Raw genomic sequence first — 19,616 nt, 5'->3', positions numbered from 1 at the left:
CCCTCGGCTTCCGCAACCTCACCAACTACATCGCCCGCAGCCTGCTCGAGACCGGCGGCTTCAGACCCCACCTACACCCTCATCTGTGAAGAGCCCCTTTCCTGGTCCAGTCCGGCGGGGTGGTACACCCATCCCGCCGGCATCTGGCCCGGGGTGGACTGGGGCGTGTGCGGCTGGCGCGTCGCGGTCCGGGGCACTGCTGCCCGGCCACTCGCGGGCAGGGATGGGAGTGACGAGGTGGTGGCGTCCGGCGCTGGCGTGGTCACGCGACCATGCTAATCACCGGGCGGCACCCTTTCGGCACGATGACCGATCGGCAAGGGCGCGCAGGGCAATCGCCTGAGAATGCATGACTGGGCCGATCCCAGGAGATCGGCCCAGTCATGACGCGTAGCGGGCGCGCGGTGGGTGACCGATGATCACCCTCACGCCCTCAGTCTGCCTCGATCAGTTCGCGAATTCGGCGGGACGGGCGGCCAATGGGTCGACCTGCACCCCCGGGCCCATCGTGGTGGACAACGTGATCTTCTTCACATAGCGGCCCTTGGAGGTGCTGGGACGCAGGCGATAGATCTCGGCCGCGGCGGCCCGATAGTTCTCCGCGAGTGCGTCCTTGCCGAAGCTGAGGCGGCCGATGATGAACTGCAGGTTCGCGTGCCGGTCAACCCGGAACTCGATCTTGCCGCCCTTGATGTCAGACACCGCCTTGGTGACGTCCATGGTCACGGTACCGGTCTTCGGGTTGGGCATGAGTCCGCGCGGACCGAGCACCCGGCCCAGACGGCCCACCTTGCCCATCATGTCGGGAGTGGCGACCACCGCGTCGAAGTCGAGGTAACCCTCGGTGACCCGCGCGATGAGCTCATCGGCGCCGACCTCATCGGCGCCGGCCGCAACGGCCTCGTCCGCCTTGGCGCCCTGGGCGAAGACGAGGACCCGGGCCGTCTTGCCGGTACCGTGGGGCAGATTGACCGTGCCGCGCACCATCTGGTCCGCCTTGCGGGGGTCGACGCCCAGGCGCATGGACACCTCGACTGCCTCGTCGAACCCGGCAGGCTTGTACTGCTTGATGATGCTCAGGGCCTCATCGGTGGTGTAGAGCTGCGCCGCGTCGCGCAAGTGCGCCGCTTCCGAATAGCGCTTGGAGTGCTTCATTTCTGGTTCCTTTCCGTCAGCCTCGCGAGCTGATCCACCAGTTCCTGGTCCGGGTGCACGACCCCACCAGATTCCTGACCACCGGCAACACCGGTGGCTGTGTTCACTTGACGACGATGCCCATCGAACGAGCGGTACCGGCGACGATCTTCTTGGCCGCCTCGATGTCGTTGGCGTTGAGATCGGGCAGCTTGGTCTCGGCGATTTCACGCACCTGGTCGGTGGTGATGGAGCCCACCTTCTCCTTGTCGGGGGTGCCCGAACCCTTGGCCACGCCCGCTGCCTTCTTGATGAGCTCGGCGGCCGGCGGGGTCTTGGTGATGAACGTGAAGGTCCGGTCTTCGAAGATCGTGATCTCGGCCGGGACAATGGTTCCGCGCTGGGCCTCCGTCTTGGCGTTGTAGGCCTTGACGAACTCCATGATGTTGACTCCGTGCGGGCCAAGGGCGGTGCCGACGGGGGGCGCTGGTGTCGCGGAACCAGCAGGAATGGCGATCTTGACGATCGCCGCTACCTTCTTCTTCTTGGGAGGCATTTCGGGTCCTTCTTGTGCTGGTGTTGTCCACGCGCGCTGCAGGGACGACGCGTGATGGTCAGATGGGGCGCCCTGACGCCATGCCCCTGGCGGGGCTCGCACCGAAGGTCAGTCGACAACCTTCTGGATCTGCGGGAAGGTCAAGTCTACCGGCGTCTCGCGCCCGAGGATTTCGACATTGGCCCGCAGCCGCTGGTTGTGGGTGTTGATCTCGGTGATCGTGGCATGCACTCCCGAGAACGGTCCGTCGATGACCATGACCTGATCGCCCACGGAGTAGTCGACCACCTCGACCTTCTCCTGGCCGCGACCGGGCCGAGCCGTGCCCGAGGCATTGACCTTGGCGATGACCGATGGGGTGAGCATGCGTTCGACCTCGTCGAGATCGAGCGGCGTGGGCGAGGTGGACTGGCCCACGAAACCGGTCACCGAGGGCGTGTGACGCACCGTCGACCAGGACTCGTCGGTCAGCTCCATGCGCACCAGGACATAGCCGGGCAGGAAGGTGCGCGTGACATTCTTCTTCTGGCCGTTACGCATTTCCACGGCGTCCTCGGTGGGGACGATCGTCTCGTAGATGAAGTCCTCCATGCTCAGCGACTTCACGCGATTGTCGATGTTCTGCTTGACTCGGTTCTCCATGCCCGAATAGGTGTGCACGACATACCACTCGCCCGGCTTGACGACGAGCTCGTCGTGCAACTCCTCCAAGGCCGCGGTCAGAACCTCGTCCTCCTCGGCCTCGTCCTCGGACGGGGCCCCGGCGGCGTCCGTGCCGGCCTCCTCGGCACCGATCGCGTCGAGGTCGATCTCGACGCCCCCGCTCTGCGGCTCCGGGGTGGAGAAGTCCGCGAAATCGAGGTTGACTCCCAATTCTTCCTTGGGGGCCTCCTCATCGGGTCCGAGATCGATCTCGATCTCGTCATTCGGCTTGGTGAAGCCGTCATCGGGGGTCTGGGTCACGTCTATCTCCTCCGGCCCCTCAGCCCAACAGCTCGAGGAGCAATTTGCCGAAGCCGAAATCGAGTCCGGCAACGATGGCCATGATCAATAGGACGAAGACGAGGACGACGACGAAGGACTGGCCGAGCTGATCGCCGGTGGGCCAGACGACGCGCTTCAATTCGGCGACCGATTGCTTCGTGAACAACACCGGGTTGGCGCGCCTGTGGGCGGTGTCCTCGTCCTTGCCGCGCTGGCGTGGACGGACCCTGCGCACCGGGCTCGTGGAGTGCTTGCGCACGATCGGTTCCGGGTCCTCGGTGCTGGCCTGGGCAGCACGGCGCTGCGCTTCGCTCAACCGTTCTGCGTCATCGACGATCATGTCTTCGGCGTCGCCGGAGTCCGGGGTGTCGTCGAGTTCCTGCTCGTCGACGCCGGCCAATTCCTCGGCCTCGGGATCGTCGACATGAGAGGCCGGTGGCTCATCCCTGGCGCCGGCCAGCTGCGAACCGGGCAGGTCCGCGGCCGGAGCCGGATGTCCGGAACTGTGGTGCCGCTTCGTCCGGGCAGCGTCGGGCGACGAATCGCGCCCCTCAGAACGCTCTGGCTGGTCTGCCACGAAATGCCCCTCATCGAAGTTGACGGCCAGGTGCGTACCTGAACCCCTCATGCGTCAAGGGCACGTCCACACGGGCCGGCGCCAGGATCATCGGCTGGTCGCCGACCGCCCTGCCACTCGGCGCGGGAGCGACGCGCCCTGTGCGGTGTACAGCCGGTGGGCTGCACCCCTCGCAGGGCACGAGGGACTTGAACCCCCAACCTGCGGTTTTGGAGACCGCTGCTCTGCCAATTGAGCTAGTGCCCTTCGATGGTCAGCCCGGCTTCCGGCCCTTCAGCCGGGCGCAGGACGCCACCAAGTACGAAAGTGTAGCGGCTCGCTCCAAGGAGCGCGAACCAGCGAGGCCCGCCAACTCGCCTGCGCGGCACGCGGCCCGCGCCGGGCAGTTCCCGCCGGGCGGCTCGCTCGCGGATTAGTCGCATCAACCTTCGTAGAATTCTGTGCGCCATCAAGCGACTTGACACAATGGTGCGGTGAGCACATGGCCGTGCGCACCCCCTCCTGCGAGAGGAGCCCCCTTGTTCATCCCTGCACCTCGGGGGAAGAACCCTGCAGTCGGCGGCACACAGCAGCGCAGCCGGGTCTGGGACCCGCCCCAGGGTATCCATGCCATGACGATGCGGCGGCGCCGGCGACGATCCGCCGCGCCCCGAGGTGGACCCGCGCCAGGCTACTGCGACGTCACCCGCCGCTATGCCGCCGCGGTGTCGCTCGTCGACACCATCTGCCTCATTGCCTGCACCATCGTCGCCGTCGAGTTGCGCCTCCTGCTGCCCTTCTTCGATCCTCCTACCCAGATCGCCGAGGTCGTCGCGCCCTTCGGGCTCATCATCCTCGCGGCCTGGCTTGCCGCACTGTGGTGGCGCGGCGCCTACGACACCGGGCAGATGGGATCGGGGGCCCAGGAGTTCGTCCGCGTCGCCCAGGCCTCGATGCTCACCGCGGGCACCCTGGGAATCACCGCCTATCTGTTCCGCTATCCCCTGCCGCGTGGATTCTTCGTGGTGCTCTTCGCCATCGGCATCCCTGCCCTGATTCTGGAGCGGATCGCCCTGCGCGAACTGCTCAAGGCGCTGCGCCGCCGCGGCCTGTTCCGCCGCCGCGTCCTGCTGGGCGGCGACGAGGCTCACATGCTCGATCTGCATACCGTCTTGTCCCGGGAGAGCTGGCTCGGCCTCGATGTGGTGGGGACCCTGCCCTCGGGCACGCTCACCCGCCCCGAGTTCGTCGAACTCCCCCGGTTCGGAAGCCCCGCGGAGTGCCTCGCTGCAGTGCGGGCCACCAGGGCCTCGCTGGTGATCTTCGCCGAGGGCTCCTTCGAGCGCGCCTCCCAGTTCAGCCTGCTGGCCCGCCAGCTCGAGCACGAGAGCGCCCAGCTCGTCGTGGTTCCCGCCCTGACCGACATCTCGGCACAGCGGATGACAGTCCAGAGCCTGGCCGGGGTGCCGCTGGTGTTCATCGAGAGGCCACGGGCCCGAGAGGCCCGCGCCTGGCTCAAACGCGGCTTCGACATTGTCGGCGCGAGCATGCTCTTGCTCCTCGCGTCGCCGATCATGGCGGCGACGGCACTCGCCATCCGGATGGGCGACGGCGGGCCGGTCATCTACCAGCAGCGCCGGGTCGGCATGGGAGGCACGACCTTCGAGTTCTTGAAGTTCCGCTCCATGGTCGTCGACGCGGACGCCCTGCGCGTGAACCTGACGGCATCCAACGAGGCCAGCGGCGCACTGTTCAAGATCCACCACGACCCCCGGATCACTCCGGTCGGGCGCATCATCCGGCGGTACTCGATCGACGAGCTACCCCAGCTCGTCAACGTCCTGCGCGGTGAGATGAGCCTGGTCGGCCCCCGCCCCGCTCTCGAATCCGAGGTGAGCCGCTATGAGGAGCACGTGAATCGACGGCTCGCCGTCCCGCCCGGGCTCACCGGGCTGTGGCAGGTCTCCGGACGCTCCGATCTCTCCTGGGAGGATGCCGTACGCCTCGATCTGTACTACGTGGACAACTGGTCCTTCACGAGCGATGTGACGATCCTGCTGCGAACCCTGCGCGCCGTGCTGAGCCGCGATGGAGCCTACTGACCACGCGTCCAGCTCAGCTGTCCGGGGCCGGTCCCCGGCTCAGCCAGGAGTCCCGCGGCGAGGCTCCGGCGAGTCGGCACCGGGCGCCGCCAGCACCCCCAGAGCCCGCAGCATCGCAGCTGTCATGGCCCCCAGCCTCCTCGCCACCGACCTGGTTGCCTCGTCCCCCCAGCCGCGAGGATCGGGCACATCCGATTCCGGGTCCGCTGCATCCGGGTCGATGGCGCTGAGCGCCCGAGACAGCTGCACGCTGGACCTCATCCCGAACTCGCCCAGCTGAGTGACGAAGCGGCCCAGCACGAAGACCTTCGCCGCATGGTTCGGCCAGCAGTTCGCCACGAATTCGCGCTGGCGCGAATCCATCGTGAGGACGAGATCTGAGCCACTGAGGATTGTCTCGTCCAAGGGGCGACTGCGCACCTGCTCACAGGCCAGCCCGATACGGCCCAGCGCAACCGCCATGGCCGGATCGACCTCATCGCCCACGCGAGCCAACAGGCCCGAGCTGCCAAAGACCGCAAGCTGGGGATCTGCCATCGAGATGGCAAGCAGCTTGCAGAAGGCGGTGCGGCTCACGTCTGCGGTGCCGACGAATTCCACCGCCAGGGGCCGAAAGCCGCGGGTTGCGCTGGCCGAGCGCCAGGGCGGACCGCTCATCTGTGCACCTGTGAGCCGGTGGTCTGGGCGCTGACCGGCCTCGGATGGCGGGCAGGCATCGCGCGAACCACTCAGGCCCGATGGTTCTGCCAGTAGGCGTCGAGCTGATCGGACGCCATCGCCTTGCTCAGCTCCGCCAGTCCAGCCCGGTCAACGATGTCGTAGGACTGGCCGTCGGCGCTCGTCCCGAAGCCTGCCAGAGGTGCCTGCAACTGCCTCACGCCATCGCTTCCGGTGAATCTCATTCCGGTGGCGATCTTCCACAGCTCGCCCGATGTCAGGGAACTGTCGACGGTCATATAGCCGCCGAGTTGGCCAGTCACGGACGCGAACTTCTGCGGATCGGTGAGGGTGTCCTTGCTCGCGACCTTGGACATGATCGCCGTGATCACCTCGCGCTGGCGCTTGGCGCGATCCAGGTCCCCGTTGGGCAGGTCATAGCGCTCGCGGACGAAGGCCAGGGCCTGCTCACCCTGCACGGTGATCGGGCCCTGCGCGAAGGTGTAGCCCATCCATGAGCCGGCGTGCTCGTTGTCGACAGTGACACCGCCGAGGGAATTGGTGAGATCGACGAAGCCCTGGAAGTCCATGACGACGACGTGGTCCATCTTCACGCCGGTGAGGGACTCAAGGGTCGAGACGGTGAGCGCGGGGCCGCCATAGGCATAGGCGGCATTGATCTTGGCCGTGCCGTGACCGGGGATGTCCACCCACATGTCGCGAGGAAAGCTGATCAGGTACAGATGCTTCCGATCGCCGGTGAGATAGGCCACCATGAGGACATCGCTGCGGCCTTGGCTCGCCGACGCGGTGCGCGAATCGGAGCCCATGATGACGAAGGTGAGGGGCTCGTGATCGGCGGTGCTGGTGGGGCTGCTGGCGCTGCTGGCGCTGCTGGGCATGAGATTGGCGTCGCGGTGCATTTTGTCGAGGGCGGAGTTCACGGTGCCGAGATAGTAGGCGGCGACTGCGCCCACCATGAGCACGAGCGCCGCAACTAGGGCGAGCAGCACGAGCAGCGCGCGGCGGGTGCCCCGCGCATGCCGGTGTTCGGAGCTGCCAAGTCCCAGGGAGTCGGCCATCTCCTCGCTCGCGGCCCGTCTGGGCCCATGGTCATTGCTCACGTCAGTTCCCTCCATGCCTCAGGCTCGTCGGCTCGGCTCCCGGGCACCCAGCCGTGAACCGCGCACTCAGGGTCAATCTAGCCTGCCCGGAGCCTCGACGCCGCGATCGGAGCGCGCGTGGGGCTCTCATCGGTCCATGCGAGCGGTCATGGGCAGGCGAACTCAGTCATCTCCATGGCGCCGTAGTGGTCGGTGCGGGTGGGCGTGCACGCGGGCGGCGCAGACCTCGGGGAATCCTCGGCGGTGATCCAGACCAGGCGGCCGTGCACACCCTCCAGGCCGGCGGGGCGGGTGGCCCATGGGGAGGACGAGACGACGGAGAAGATGGTGCGATGCTGGGCGGGAAGATCGGCCCGGCTCTGCTGCCACAACCGGGCGTCTCCCAGTTGCGCAGCGACCGCCGCACCCAGGCCCGTCACCGCGAGGTCGTCCACGACGACGACCTGCCCCGGCTGGGCACGCATGGCCAGGTCGCGCGACAGCGGCGGATTGCCGTCGGCATTGTGCCAGCTCGGGGCGACGAGGGCGTGGCCGCGCCAGCCGACAAGGGCGAGGGCAACGACGAGCGCCACGACGACGATCCGATGTCGGGTCCGGCCACTCCACTGGGCTGCCGCACATCCGGCGAGCAAGGCAACGCCCAGCACCACCGAGGTCATCGTCTCGGCGCCCATGGCGCCGGGCCATCGCCCGCCGCCCAGGACCACGGCGAGGGGCGTGAGCACGACAAGGCCAGCAGCCAGCGCCAACCCGGGGTCGCGCAATGCCGCTCCACCGCTGTCCAGTGCCGAGACGAGGATGACGAGCAGCGCCGCCGCCGGCACGAGCCAGAACAGCGAGGACGGACCTGCGAGGGCCTGGCCGAGTTCGCGCCACACCGCCGCCATGGTCTGCGGACCGGTCCGCGGGCCCCCACCGGACCACAACCAAGCGGCGGCGGCCGCGGCGAGCAGCCAGCCTGCGGCCAGCTGCGCCCAGCCGCGTGCGGACGGCCTCTTGGCGGCGGCGAAGGCGATCTGGGCGATCACGGCCGGCGCCAGGGAAACATCGAGCCCCACCGCGAGGACCAGCAGGAGAGCGTGGAGGATCGCGGTGCCGGACCCGAGCTCCTCGTAGTCCCTCAGCCGGGTAGCGGTGAGCAGGCTCGCCAGGGCGAATGCCGCCAGCGCGGGAATTGGTGGACCTGCCGTGGTCGCGAGCGGGACCAGGAGCGGCTGCACCACCAGGAGGCCCCCGCAGACCAGTGCCGACGCGGCTCCCCAGCACACCGCGGCCGTTCTCGCGGCGGCGAAGACGACGATGATTCCGGCGATCAACGAGACCCATCGCAGCATCGTCAGGGCATCGGATCGGTCTGCCATTGGTCCGGCGAGCAGCCAGTACGCGAGGGGGGCACGGCCGGTGACGCCGCTGCCTTCCAGCAGGGCACCGCTGGCCAGCTGAGCGTGGAGGAGGTTATCGGCCTCGGTGTGCAGCATGGGCGCCAGGGCCCGGCTTGGCAGCCACAGGACACCGAAGGCCACCGTCGGGACGAGTGTGGCGAGCCAGCCCAGCGGATCGTTGCTGCTGCGTGGGGCCACGCCTGCACCCTAGTGCCTCACGAGCGGTTGACGGCCTCCGGAGTTCAGCTCACAGCGCGCAACCGACGAGATTCGGCTCGGGGACGAGGGTGATACCGAATCGTTCCCGGACACCCTCGCGTATCCGGCGGGCCAGTGCCAGAACGTCCGCTGCGCTGGCGGTGCCAGTGTTGGTGATGGCCAATGTGTGCTTTCCTGAGATCCTTGCGGCGCCATCACCGAAGCCCTTGTGGAAGCCGGCGTGGTCGATGAGCCAGGCGGCCGAGGTCTTGACCCGGCCGTCCGGTTGGGCGAACCGCGGCGCCTGGAGCGGAAGTGACGCCGCGGCGGTGGCGTCGACGATCGGATTGACGAAGAAGGAGCCAGCCGACCAGCTGTCGTGGTCGACAGGATCGATGACCATGCCCTTCTCGTGACGCAGCCGCAGCACCTCTTCGCGTACCCGGCGCGCGTCGGTGCGCTCACCAGGTTCGACGCCCAGGCGGTGCGCCAGCTCGGTATAGCGAATCGGCTGGGACAGCGTACCGAGCAGGAACTGCAGGCTCACCTCGAGCACGACGAATCGCCCGGTCGGCGAGCCGGGCATCGTGGCGCGCTTGAAGACCGAGTCGCGGTAGCCGAACTGGCAGTCCGCATTGGCGAAGGTCCGGTAGCCCTTGGTCTGACGATCCCAGGTGCGCACCCGATAGACATAGCCGGAGACATCGCAGCCGTAAGCGCCGATGTTCTGGATCGGGGCGGCGCCCACCAGACCGGGAATCCCTGAGAGCGCCTCCACTCCCGACCACTCCTCATCGATGGCGTGGGTCACCAGGGCGTCCCACTGCACACCCGCCTGTACCGCGACCACTGCCCCGCCACATCCGGAGACCTCGGCGGACAACCCGGTGGTGGCCACCCGAACGACCGTCCCGGGAAAGCCGTCGTCGCCGATGAGCACATTGGAGCCGCCGGAGAGCACGAGCAGCGGCTCGCCGTCGTTGTCGGCGCGCGAGACCTCGTCGATGAGCTCCTGCTCGGTGTGGGCCACCACGAGTCGCCTCGCCGGGCCACCGATGTGGAAAGTCGTTTGATCGGCGAGCCTGGTCGACTCGCTCAGCGCAGCGGTGGGCAGCGAACCCGGCTCGTGCAGCACCTCGCAGACCGCCGCGCCGAACTCCTCCAGGTCACTGACCATCGGCCGCGACAGCTGCTGCGGGACTGGCCGCTCCATGCTCATCAGGCCTCCACGCTGACGTGCGCGGTGGCCATGCCAAGCACCTTGACAGGCTTGTCACCGGGTATCCGAACCTCCAGCGCAAGCGTCGCGAGGCCGTCCTCGACGGCCGTCACCTGCGCGTGTACTTCCAGGCGTGCCCCTTCCTCGTCATCGGGCACCGGGACAGGACGCACGAAGCGCACCGAGTAGTCGGCCAGCCGGGCGGGGTCCTCGCACCAGTCGGTGACGATGCGCAGCGCGGCGCCCATCGTCCACATGCCGTGAGCGACGACGCCAGGCAGGCCGAGGGCGCGAGCATGCCGATCGCTCCAGTGGATGGGGTTGAAGTCGGTCGAAGCGCCCGCATAGCGGATCAGGTCGGCGCGCGTGACTGTCAGCTCAAGAGCTGGCAGCTGGTCGCCGGCACGCACGGTATCGGGTTCGAAATGGCTCATGCCAGGGCCTCCGGGTGGGTGTGGATGAGCAGCGATGTGGCAGTGCCCAGTACATCGCCCGCCACGGCGTCGAGCCGCACGGCGATGGTCACCATGTCGGTGGTGCTCCGGCTGCGCACCTTCGAGATGGTCAGCGTGGCGAGCACGTCATCGCCTTCCCGCAGTGGCCGGACAATATCGAGGCGCTGTTCGGCGTGCACAATGCGCTGCAACTCCAGACCGAGCTCAGGATCGTCGAACAGAGCCTGCCAGGCGCGCGCGGCGATGACCGCTGCGAAGGTGGGTGGTGCCACGACCGGCTCGGCGTCCTCGCAGTACCTGGGATTGGTGTCGCCCAGCGCAGCGGCGAACTCGGCGATCTTGGCGCGGCTCACGCGGTAGGGACGGGTCGGCGGGTAGACCCGCCCTTCGTGTTCTGGACCAATGGGCACGGCTCCACGCTACCCAGCCGAGGTCACCGCCGGGCACTGTGGCCCGCCCCACTCGCTCACAGCATCACGGCCTCACGACGCGGAGCGGTACTTGTGGACGCAACAACGAGAGATATCTATTGACTATCGATAGATACACATCGAGAATCATGACATGTTCACCTTGCGTCGTATTCTCCCCCTTCTGCGGGCGAGCCTCGTCGTGCTCTTCGTCCTGCTGCTGGTTCTCCAGACCATGTCCTTCCCGGGACAGTTCGCCTACCAGGCGCGCCAGCATCCCGACCGGGCGTGGCTGCGATGGCCGCTCACGCTCTTCACAGGGATACTCATCGTGTGCGTCGAGGTCGTGCTGGTATGCACCTGGCGACTGCTCGGACTGATCGGCAATGACCGCATCTTCACCCAGGCCGCCCTGCGCTGGGTCGACGCCATCATCGCCGCGCTGTGTACCGGGTGGATTCTGGCCGCCGCGGGATCGCTGTGGGCGCTGCAGGGGGCCGATGACCCCGGTCCGGCATTCCTGCTCGTCACCGCGCTGCTGGTCGGCGCGGTCGTCGTTCTCGTGGTGGTCGTCATGCGCGAACTGCTGCGCCGGGCCACCGGGCTCAACACCGAGTTGGCGACGGTGATCTGATGGCGATCATCGTTCGACTCGACGTGGAACTCGCCCGGCGCAAGCTGGCGGTCGGTGAGTTTGCCGAACAGATCGGCCTCACCCCCGCCAATGTGGCAGTTCTCAAGAACGGCCACGCCCGCGCCATTCGGTTCACCACCCTCGAAGCCATCTGCCGCGTGCTCGGCTGTCAGCCCGGTGATCTGCTGGAGTATGTGCCCGACGAGCCAGGGGACCCCTTCCCGCTGGCAGACCAGGAATCCCACCCGCAGTGAGGCCAGCCCAGGGCACGGCGAGGCCGCCAGGCCAGCCCATGACACGGCGAGGCCGCCGGGATATCCCGGCGGCCTCGGCACAATGAATGGGTGGTGCGGACTCAGCGGGTCTCGCGGTGCGCCGTGTGCTTGCCGCACCTGGGGCAGAACTTGGACAGTTCCAGCCGATCCGGTGTGTTGCGGCGGTTCTTCTTCGTGATGTAGTTGCGCTCCTTGCACTCAGTGCAGGCAAGCGTGATCTTGGGGCGAACGTCCCCTGCCTTCTTGGCCATGATCGATCCTCTGAGGTCTTGCCGGTGCTCGGTGGAGCACGGACGTCTGTTCAAATGTAGGCCCGGGCGCAAGGGCCCAGCATCTCGCCCTGGTAGCGGGAGCGGGACTCGAACCCGCGACACAGCGATTATGAGCCGCTTGCTCTACCGCCTGAGCTATCCCGCCTCCGCGACCCCGCAGGGACGCAGCGCGCTGCGTCCCTGCGGATATCACGCGGTAAGTGATCCAGACGCAACGGAGCCCCCATGCGGAATCGAACCGCAGACCTTCTCCTTACCATGGAGACGCTCTACCGACTGAGCTATAGGGGCCAGCCGACGAGGAACACTACCGGATGATCGGCACACATCTCAACTCGGCCCAGTCATGGGCTCCGCCCCAGGGTGCGAGAATGCAGCCCGGGGCTCCAGACCACGCCGGCAAGCTCGCTGGCCTGAAGCGCGCGCCCCACCGGCTCGTCCGCCGCACCGAGAGGATGCCATGTCCACACCCCATATCAGCGCCGAGTACGGCGAGATCGCCCCGCTGGTCCTCATGCCCGGCGACCCGCGCCGGGCCGAGCGGATCGCGCGAGAGCTGCTCACCGATGCCCACTGCGTGAGCGAGGTGCGCGGTATCGGCGCCTGGACCGGCACGCTGGACGGTGTGCCCATGAGCGTGGTGGCCTCGGGCATGGGCATCCCGTCGCTGACGATCTACGCCCACGAACTGTTCGCCGACTACGGTGTGCGCCGAATCTGCCGGGTGGGTACCGCAGGCGGTATCTCGCCCCAGGTGGCAATCCGCGATGTGGTGATCGGGGCCGCCGCCCACACCGATTCGCGGATCGCCTCGATGCTCGTCCCCGACCTCAGCTGCTCGCTGTTCGCCGATCCCGAGATGCTCGCGGCTGCCATGGCCGCCACCCGCCATCCGTCCGCGAAGAACACCGCCGGCCGGGTGCACATAGGGGCGCTCTACAGCTCGGACTACTTCTATCTCGATCGCCCCGACATCACCGATGGACTGGTCCGGATCGGCGCCCTGGCCGTCGAGATGGAAGCAGCCGGTTTGTACGCGTGCGCCCTGCAAGCGCGCAGACAGGCGCTCGCCGTGTGCACGGTAAGCGACCATCTGCGCACCTCGCAGGACCCGGCGATGACACCGCAGGAACGCGAGACGGGCTATGCGACAGCCCTGTCGATTGCGGTGGCGGGCCTGCTGGCCTGAACCGGCGACTGCGGCACCGCGGTGCGGATGAGCGACTCCCAGGAGGACAGTCCGGCCGTGGCGCCGGCGCCTGTGGCAACGACGATCTGCTTGTAGGGGACGTCGGTGCAGTCACCGGCAGCGAAGACCCGCGGCACATCGGTGGCACCCTTGGCGTCCACGACGATCTGGCCGCGATTGTCCAGGCCCACCACGCCCTTGAGCCATTCGGTATTGGGCACCAGCCCGATCTGGACGAAGATGCCGTCGAGCGCCAGCTCGTGGGGCTGCCCGCTCGCGCGATCGGTGTAGCGCAAGGCCGTGACCTGCGAGCCGTCGCCCACCACCTCGCTCGCCGCCGCATTCGTGAGGATGTCCACATTGGGCGAGGCATCGAGCCGGTCGAGCAGGATCTGGTCGGCCTTGCAGGTCGGCGCGAATTCGAGCACCGTGACATGACGCGCCACGCCGGCGAGGTCGAGTGCCGCCTCGGCACCCGAGTTCCCGCCGCCGATGACGGCAACGTCCTTGCCCTTGAAGAGCGGCCCGTCGCAGTGCGGGCAGTAGGTGACGCCCTTGTTGCGGTACTCGTCCTCGCCCGGCACGTTCATATGGCGCCACCTCGCCCCAGTGGCCAGCACCACCGCGTCGGCGCGCAGGGATGCCTCGTCGCCGACCTTCACCTCAACCTGCTCCCCGGGCACCAGCTCGGTGGCCTTCACCCCGTCGATGATGTCGATCTCGTAGGCGCTGGCGTGCGCGCGCAGATCTGCGGCGAGCTTGGGGCCATCGGTGTGCGGCACCGAGATCAAGTTCTCGATGGCGAGCGTGTCGTTGACCTGCCCGCCGAAGCGCTCCCCCACCAGGCCGGTACGGATTCCCTTGCGGGCAAGGTAGATGGCGGCGGAGACCCCCGCCGGCCCCTGCCCCACCACGAGCACCTGGTACGGCGCCCGTTCGGCGAGCCCGGCGGCGAGCGAGCTCGCGGCACTCTCGTCGATCCTCGCAAGGATCTGCGCGGCTTCCATCCGGCCCTGGCCGAACGGCTCGCCATTGAGGTAGATGGTGGGCGTGGCGAGCACCTTCTTGGCCTCGACCTCCTCGCGGAACAACGAGCCGTCGACGACTTCGCTGGTGATGAGCGGGTTGAGGACGCTCATCGCGTTGAGCGCCTGGACCACCGTCGGGCAGTTCTGGCAGCTCAGCGAGATGTAGGTGAGGAAATGCAGTGGCCGGTCCAGCCCCTTGACCGCCGCCGCGACCCGCTCGTCGAGCTTGACGGGATTGCCACCGACCTGCAGCAGGGCCAGCACGAAGGAGCTGAACTCATGGCCCAGTGGCAGCGCCGCGAAGGTGATGGCGCCCGCCGAGCCCGGTGCAGCGATCGAGAAGGCGGGTGTGCGCTGGTGAGCTGCATCGTCGCGGCGGACGGTGATCTGGCTGGATAGCGCCGCGACCTCGTCCAACAGGCTCTTCATCCTGGTGGACTGCTCACGGCCGTCAAGGCTGACGACCAGCTCGACCGGCTGCGTCACCCGGTCCATCAGCGAGTTGAGTTGGGCTTTGAGAGACGGTTCGAGAACAGGCATGTCATCCTTTCGGGGAGCGTGAATCGGTTGCGGCGCAATCCAGCGACCTCACAGACCAAGGTTCACTGAATCTGGAGGCCTGGGTATCGGGCGGTTTCAGATCTTGCCGACCAGATCCAGCCCGGGAGCCAGCGTGTCGCCGGTCTCATCCCAGTGCGCGGGGCACACCTGGTCGGGATGCTGGCGGATGTACTGGGCGGCGCGGATCTTGCGCAGCAGTTCCCCGGCGTCGCGGCCCACGCCGTCCGCGCTCACCTCGAGCAGCTGGATGATCCCGTCGGGATCGATGAGGAAGGTGCCCCGGTCGTCGAGTCCCTGGCCCTCGCGCAATACCTGGAAGTTCGTGGCCAGCTGACCGCTGGGGTCACCGAGCATGTAGTACTGCACCTTGCCCACCTGGTCGGACTCGCGGTGCCAGGCAGCATGGACGAAGTGCGTGTCGGCCGACACGGAGTAGATCTCCACGCCGAGTTCGGTGAACTCGGCATAGTGATCGGCGAGATCGCCCAGCTCGGTGGGGCAGACGAAGGAGAAGTCGGCCGGGTAGAAGAAGAAGACGGCCCACTTGCCGGCGAGGTCGGCCTCGGTGATGTCGACGAACTCGCCCTGGTGGAAGGCGGTCGAGGTGAAGGGAAGAATCTTGGTGCCTACGAGTGACACGGTTGCCTCCTGGGTTCGGATGTACTGTCTTCCCAGCTTGAAAGGGTCCTGAGTTATTCCGGAGGCGGACGGATTCCACCATGTAACACGGCTTGTGCCCGGAACGACGATGGAGCGCCACCGGGTTTTCATGAGAACAACATGAGAAGGGGCTCCGCACCCATCCGGTGCGGAGCCCCGAGGTCACCGGGCCGAGGCCCAGGACGTGGCAGGTGAAGGATTCGAACCTTCGTAGGCATCGCCGACGGTTTTACAGACCGCTCCCATTGGCCGCTCGGGCAACCTGCCGTGCGAGGACAGACTCTAGCAGGGACTGGCGAATCTCACGAAACCCCCTCGGCACACCGCCCGCAGTGCCGGGCGAGGCGTCAGTCCCGGCGCATCGTCACCGGCCGGGGCGGGATGAAGACGAGGACCGTGGCGACTGCGATGAGCGCAAGGCTTGCGAGCGCCCAGACCCAGTTGAACAGCACCACCTCCTTGCCCTCCAGGACTGCGCTGGACGTGCCCCAGACGGCGAATCCCAGCTGCATCGCGGCGCAACCCAGGATCAACGCCGCCCCCACCCTCGGCGTGCCCCGATCACGTACCACCGCGACGAGGGCAAGCGCGCCGGAAACCAGGCCAAGGCCCGCGCTGGCGAGGAGAAACCTCGCCAGCCAGCTGTTCAGCGCGCCGGGAGAATTCCCCAGGGCGGCTCGCGCCACGGGCTGGCCGATGCACAACAGGGCGACGATGGCCAGGGCGGCGATCACGCACCCGATCGATGCCCAGGTGCGGCGTACCGGACCGTCGACGCGGTGGACAGTGCGCGAGGCAGACATGACCCCAGTATCGCGGCGGGCGCTGTGCGCCCTCGAGTGCTGCCGGCGCTGTGCGCCCTCGAGTGCGGGCGGTGCTCAGGCACCCGGCCCATGAGGAGTCCCGGGCGGCTGCGCGGCGCCTGCCCAGGCAGGCTCAACCGCCCGCGGAGTCGTGGATGTGCCACGGCGCGGTGCGCTCATGACGAGAACGGCGCCGAGCAATGCCGTTATGACGATCACGACGAGTGCACCGGAGGCCGCCGGCGCGGCCGGCTCGACCTGCAGGATCATCGCGACGACCAGCAGACCTGCCAGGACGTCCGCGCTCAGGACGAGGGCCACACCTACCCGAGCGCGTCCCCAGTCGCGGAACAGGGCCAGCAGCGCACAGACCGCGCTGCCTGCCGCCGGCAGGCACACCGCGAGTGCGAAGGGCACGGCACCCACACCGCTGAACAGCCCCGCGAAGAGCACGCCGAGAGCCACCAGCCCGAGAACCACGCCGGCTACCGCTAGCCCGGATCTCCTGGGGAAGCCTCCGCTCCCGGTGAGCACACGCCGGACCAAGGACCTGTCCCTGCGCACCTCGCGCCGTGCCTCGCCATGCGAACTCGTCATGTCCCTAGTCTGGCAGTGCCATGCTGGGCCGACGGTCCTGCCCGGAATCCGCCGGCACGACTCTGCCAGCAACTCCTGGACAACGATGCCTGCGACCATCGCTAGGGTGGTCGTCATGCTGCGGCTCGCCACCTTCAACGTCAACGGGATCCGGGCGGCGCAACGCCGCGGCTTCTCCCCCTGGATCCAACAATGCGTTCCCGATGTAGTAGCCCTGCAGGAGGTCCGCTGTCCCCTCGAGGCGCTCCCGGTCGAGGCCTTCGCGGGCTTCCATGTGCACTACACACCGGGAAACCTGGCCGGGCGCAATGGCGTGGCCGTTCTCACCCGTATCCCGCCGGCGGCGGTGCGCGGCTGGGGCGGGTCGATCTGGTCGTTCGATCCGACTGGGCACGCGCAGCCACTCGCTCCCGCAATGCCTGGCGCGCCAACAGCCCTGGCCCGGGAACTGCGCCCCTTCGTCGACGAGGGGCGTTATCTGGAGATCGACCTGGCCGACCACGCCCTCACAGTGGCCTGCCTCTATCTGCCCAAGGGCGACTCGCCACTGAACCCACAGACTCGCACCGGCGAGCCATTGACAGCCGAGCGGATCGCCGCCGTGCAGCGCCGTTACGACCGCAAGATGAGCTTCCTCGCCGGCTTCGCCCGGCAGCTCAGCCGCTCGAGGCGTGCTGCGCTGGCTGCGGGCCGCCAGTTCGTGGTGGTCGGCGATTTCAACATCGCCCACACGCCGCACGATGTGAAGAACTGGCGGGCGGCCCGCACAGCCTCGGGTTTCCTCCCCGAGGAGCGCGCCTGGCTGGACGCCCAGCTGAACCCGCGCACCCTCGTCGACGTGATCCGCCGCCTCCATCCCGACCAGGACGGCCCCTACTCGTGGTGGAGCTGGATGGGTCAGGCCTTCGCGCGCGACACCGGCTGGCGGATCGACTACCAGCTGGCCAGCCCGGCACTGGCCCGCACGGCATCCACCGGTTTCGTGGATCGCCAGCCCGAGGCACCCGAGCGCATCAGCGATCACGCGCCGGTGGTCGTCGACTACGACTATTGATCCTGCCGGGCGGCCAGCACGAGGTGAGCCGCCGAGCCGGGCTCGCGGGGCGGCATCTTGATGACGCTCTGGTGGTGGTAGGTCATGAATATCGAGGCCGCCACGGCCGCCACGGCGATCGCAGCGCCATTGTTGCGCCAAGCCATGTCGATGGCATCGTAGCCCAGCAGGGATACGTTGACCCAGATGGCGATCGTCACGGTGCGCGCGCTCGGGCGGGCCAGTGGAAGCGCCAGGCCGCCCCACAGCATGTACCAGCTGTGCAACGCCGGGCTGGCGAGCACCACGACGAGGTAACCCCAGGAGATGAACGCCATCGGCCTGCGCCTGGCGATCGTCACCGCCCCGATGGTCAGGACGACGCCGCCGATCACCAGGAACAGGGTGTGGGCGAAAGCCACTCCCGCTCGCCCGGTGGGATCGAGCTCGAAGAAACCGAGGACCGCCTGGACGAGCTGCCCGAAGAGCGAGGCGGGCGCCGGGGTGACGACACTGCCCGGCACGGAAACCGCGTTGTACCAGCCGAAATCCAGCCCGGTGGCCATGCTCACCAGTGCGAAGACCCCTCCTGCGACGACAAAGCTCACGAGCACGCGGGTGACCGTGATGACGGTCTCGCGGACGCGAAGCGACGACCAGCGGCGCGAGATCAAGGGCACGACATAGGCCGCGAGCAGCGCGGGCTGCTTGATGGTGGCTGCCAACCCGATCACTGCGGCCGCCGCAAGCCACCACCACCCGCCGGCCGACCACCGTCCTCCGGTCGTCACCGGCCCGCCGCGCACCGGGGTGGTCGCCACCCACAGCCCGAGCACGACGAGTCCCATCATGAGCGAGTCATTGTGGGCACCGCCCACGAAGTCGATGATGAGCAGCGGATTCAGCGTGCCGAACCAGGCCGTGAAGGCAGGATCGATGTCGAGCCGGACGGCGATGCGCGGCAGGAAGACAGCGATGAGCACGACACCTACGACAGCGGGGATTCGCTGGGCGACCGCCGAGAGATAGGGGTCGAAGCCGAAGACGTGCAGGAGCAGATTGGAGATCTGCATGGACAACGGGCCATAGGGACTGGGGGTATTGCGCCACACCCAGGAGACCTGGTCGGCGAAGGCTCCCGGCAGAACGCCGGGACCGTAGTAATAGGGGTTGATGCCGTTGTGCACCAGCCAGCCCTGCGCGGCGTACGAATACGCGTCACCACTGAAGATGGGCGGGGCGAGCAGGAACGGAAGGCTCCACAGGGCGAGGACCGCCCAGTGCTTCACATCGCTGTAGACCTGCAACCCCGGGGCGGAGTCGGGCCGCATGTGTCGTGGACGCAGCCTGAACCAGGCGTCCATGAGCAGCAGGAGCCCTCCCATCGTGACGACCGTGCCGGCGATCTTGGCGGGGGCACCCTCGATGCGCCATGAGGACAGCAGCGTCCACCACGGCGAATTGCGGGGCAGATAGGCCGGGCTGATGGTGCCCAGCGCGATGAGCATGGTACCGATCAGCCCACGGCGAACCGCGGCGATCCGCAGCGCATGACCCAGATCCGACCACCGGGCGCTCGACCAATCGCGCATTCGAGAGCTGCCAGGCGTCATGCTCACAGCGTATCGGGGGACGCAGTCAGCCCCCTGTGAACCGGCTAGCCTGGACCGGACACGCTGGGCCGGACAGCTGCGCTTTCGCCGTCCGCGGATCGCGTGCCAGTTGGCAAGCGTCTATGCGCCGGGCCGCTCCGGACGGGCCGATGCGCGCAACGCGATGCCTCACCA

21 protein-coding genes and 4 tRNA genes are annotated in these 19,616 nt (G+C 67.8%); 5 read left to right on the top strand and 20 right to left on the bottom strand.

Translation table 11 applies throughout. From position 1 onward, the window contains the following. Positions 1-447: 447 nt before the first annotated feature. The 5 genes from rplA to BMX93_RS09710 form a co-directional block, all read right to left on the bottom strand. Positions 448-1,155: a 50S ribosomal protein L1 gene (gene rplA, locus BMX93_RS09730; RefSeq protein ID WP_091970503.1), complete on the bottom strand. Its 708-nt coding sequence runs from the start codon at positions 1,153-1,155 to the stop codon at positions 448-450. A gap of 103 nt (positions 1,156-1,258) precedes the next feature. Continuing rightward, a complete protein-coding gene (gene rplK, locus BMX93_RS09725; protein WP_091970501.1) occupies positions 1,259-1,690 on the bottom strand; it encodes a 50S ribosomal protein L11 in 432 nt (143 codons plus the stop codon). A 108-nt stretch (positions 1,691-1,798) separates the two neighbouring features. Then, positions 1,799-2,653: a transcription termination/antitermination protein NusG gene (gene nusG / locus BMX93_RS09720; RefSeq protein WP_091970499.1), complete on the bottom strand. Its 855-nt coding sequence runs from the start codon at positions 2,651-2,653 to the stop codon at positions 1,799-1,801. Positions 2,654-2,672: 19 nt separating this feature from the next. Beyond that, positions 2,673-3,251 carry a preprotein translocase subunit SecE gene (gene secE, locus BMX93_RS13335; protein ID WP_245725817.1) on the bottom strand — a complete coding sequence of 193 codons (579 nt, stop codon included), beginning with the start codon at positions 3,249-3,251 and terminating at the stop codon, positions 2,673-2,675. Positions 3,252-3,424: 173 nt separating this feature from the next. Then, positions 3,425-3,497, bottom strand: a tRNA-Trp gene (locus BMX93_RS09710). A 272-nt stretch (positions 3,498-3,769) separates the two neighbouring features. On the opposite strand from BMX93_RS09710, the gene BMX93_RS09705 reads away from it, so the two are divergent. Further along, a complete protein-coding gene (locus tag BMX93_RS09705; RefSeq protein ID WP_091970497.1) occupies positions 3,770-5,332 on the top strand; it encodes a sugar transferase in 1,563 nt (520 codons plus the stop codon). A 39-nt stretch (positions 5,333-5,371) separates the two neighbouring features. Here BMX93_RS09705 and BMX93_RS09700 read toward each other — a convergent pair whose 3' ends face one another. The 6 genes from BMX93_RS09700 to BMX93_RS09675 form a co-directional block, all read right to left on the bottom strand. Further along, positions 5,372-5,989 carry an arsenate reductase/protein-tyrosine-phosphatase family protein gene (locus BMX93_RS09700; RefSeq protein WP_091970495.1) on the bottom strand — a complete coding sequence of 206 codons (618 nt, stop codon included), beginning with the start codon at positions 5,987-5,989 and terminating at the stop codon, positions 5,372-5,374. 71 nt (positions 5,990-6,060) lie between these two features. Next, positions 6,061-7,128, bottom strand: coding sequence for an LCP family protein (locus tag BMX93_RS09695; protein WP_091970494.1), 1,068 nt, complete (start codon positions 7,126-7,128; stop codon positions 6,061-6,063). Between the two features lie 131 nt (positions 7,129-7,259). Continuing rightward, positions 7,260-8,693 (bottom strand): hypothetical protein, encoded by a 1,434-nt coding sequence (locus BMX93_RS09690; protein ID WP_091970492.1) that lies wholly within the window; start codon positions 8,691-8,693, stop codon positions 7,260-7,262. A 49-nt stretch (positions 8,694-8,742) separates the two neighbouring features. Then, the gene (locus BMX93_RS09685) at positions 8,743-9,870 is read right to left on the bottom strand and encodes a UDP-N-acetylmuramate dehydrogenase (protein ID WP_091970520.1); all 1,128 of its coding nucleotides are present in this window, start codon (positions 9,868-9,870) and stop codon (positions 8,743-8,745) included. A 41-nt stretch (positions 9,871-9,911) separates the two neighbouring features. After that, positions 9,912-10,346, bottom strand: coding sequence for a MaoC/PaaZ C-terminal domain-containing protein (locus BMX93_RS09680; protein WP_091970490.1), 435 nt, complete (start codon positions 10,344-10,346; stop codon positions 9,912-9,914). Then, the gene (locus tag BMX93_RS09675; RefSeq protein ID WP_091970487.1) at positions 10,343-10,777 is read right to left on the bottom strand and encodes an FAS1-like dehydratase domain-containing protein; all 435 of its coding nucleotides are present in this window, start codon (positions 10,775-10,777) and stop codon (positions 10,343-10,345) included. The genes BMX93_RS09680 and BMX93_RS09675 overlap by 4 nt, the downstream gene beginning before the upstream one ends. A gap of 154 nt (positions 10,778-10,931) precedes the next feature. On the opposite strand from BMX93_RS09675, the gene BMX93_RS09670 reads away from it, so the two are divergent. Together BMX93_RS09670 and BMX93_RS09665 are read left to right on the top strand one after the other, a co-directional pair. Next, entirely contained in the window at positions 10,932-11,411 is a 480-nt protein-coding gene (locus BMX93_RS09670) for a DUF2975 domain-containing protein (protein ID WP_091970485.1), read from the top strand. After that, positions 11,411-11,665: a helix-turn-helix domain-containing protein gene (locus tag BMX93_RS09665; RefSeq protein WP_091970484.1), complete on the top strand. Its 255-nt coding sequence runs from the start codon at positions 11,411-11,413 to the stop codon at positions 11,663-11,665. The genes BMX93_RS09670 and BMX93_RS09665 overlap by 1 nt, the downstream gene beginning before the upstream one ends. 101 nt (positions 11,666-11,766) lie before the next feature. Here BMX93_RS09665 and rpmG read toward each other — a convergent pair whose 3' ends face one another. The 3 genes from rpmG to BMX93_RS09650 form a co-directional block, all read right to left on the bottom strand. After that, positions 11,767-11,937: a 50S ribosomal protein L33 gene (gene rpmG / locus BMX93_RS09660; protein WP_091970482.1), complete on the bottom strand. Its 171-nt coding sequence runs from the start codon at positions 11,935-11,937 to the stop codon at positions 11,767-11,769. 90 nt (positions 11,938-12,027) lie between these two features. Beyond that, positions 12,028-12,103: transfer RNA gene (locus BMX93_RS09655), tRNA-Met, on the bottom strand. 73 nt (positions 12,104-12,176) lie between these two features. Then, a tRNA-Thr gene (locus BMX93_RS09650) sits at positions 12,177-12,249 on the bottom strand. Between the two features lie 169 nt (positions 12,250-12,418). Between BMX93_RS09650 and BMX93_RS09645 the strand changes: the two genes are divergently transcribed. Next, positions 12,419-13,147: a purine-nucleoside phosphorylase gene (locus BMX93_RS09645; protein ID WP_091970480.1), complete on the top strand. Its 729-nt coding sequence runs from the start codon at positions 12,419-12,421 to the stop codon at positions 13,145-13,147. Here BMX93_RS09645 and ahpF read toward each other — a convergent pair. The 5 genes from ahpF to BMX93_RS09620 form a co-directional block, all read right to left on the bottom strand. After that, the gene (gene ahpF, locus BMX93_RS09640) at positions 13,102-14,715 is read right to left on the bottom strand and encodes an alkyl hydroperoxide reductase subunit F (RefSeq protein ID WP_091970478.1); all 1,614 of its coding nucleotides are present in this window, start codon (positions 14,713-14,715) and stop codon (positions 13,102-13,104) included. The two genes, BMX93_RS09645 and ahpF, sit on opposite strands and share 46 nt — an antisense overlap. 96 nt (positions 14,716-14,811) lie before the next feature. Next, the gene (gene ahpC, locus BMX93_RS09635) at positions 14,812-15,375 is read right to left on the bottom strand and encodes an alkyl hydroperoxide reductase subunit C (protein ID WP_091970476.1); all 564 of its coding nucleotides are present in this window, start codon (positions 15,373-15,375) and stop codon (positions 14,812-14,814) included. 206 nt (positions 15,376-15,581) lie between these two features. Continuing rightward, positions 15,582-15,663 (bottom strand) — tRNA-Tyr (locus BMX93_RS09630). Between the two features lie 80 nt (positions 15,664-15,743). Beyond that, complete coding sequence (locus BMX93_RS09625) at positions 15,744-16,199, bottom strand: hypothetical protein (protein ID WP_091970474.1); 456 nt, start codon at positions 16,197-16,199, stop codon at positions 15,744-15,746. Between the two features lie 75 nt (positions 16,200-16,274). Next, complete coding sequence (locus BMX93_RS09620) at positions 16,275-16,796, bottom strand: hypothetical protein (RefSeq protein ID WP_143052876.1); 522 nt, start codon at positions 16,794-16,796, stop codon at positions 16,275-16,277. A gap of 118 nt (positions 16,797-16,914) precedes the next feature. Here BMX93_RS09620 and BMX93_RS09615 point away from each other — a divergent pair, with 118 nt between their 5' ends. Beyond that, the gene (locus BMX93_RS09615) at positions 16,915-17,850 is read left to right on the top strand and encodes an exodeoxyribonuclease III (RefSeq protein ID WP_218139295.1); all 936 of its coding nucleotides are present in this window, start codon (positions 16,915-16,917) and stop codon (positions 17,848-17,850) included. On the opposite strand, the gene mptB is transcribed toward BMX93_RS09615, so the two are convergent. Continuing rightward, positions 17,844-19,442, bottom strand: coding sequence for a polyprenol phosphomannose-dependent alpha 1,6 mannosyltransferase MptB (gene mptB, locus BMX93_RS09610; protein WP_091970516.1), 1,599 nt, complete (start codon positions 19,440-19,442; stop codon positions 17,844-17,846). The two genes, BMX93_RS09615 and mptB, sit on opposite strands and share 7 nt — an antisense overlap. Positions 19,443-19,616: the final 174 nt, after the last annotated feature.

This window comes from Propionibacterium cyclohexanicum, from assembly GCF_900111365.1.
In the GTDB taxonomy this organism is placed as follows: domain Bacteria; phylum Actinomycetota; class Actinomycetes; order Propionibacteriales; family Propionibacteriaceae; genus Propionibacterium; species Propionibacterium cyclohexanicum.
This window is presented reverse-complemented; position numbering and strand designations above follow the sequence as displayed.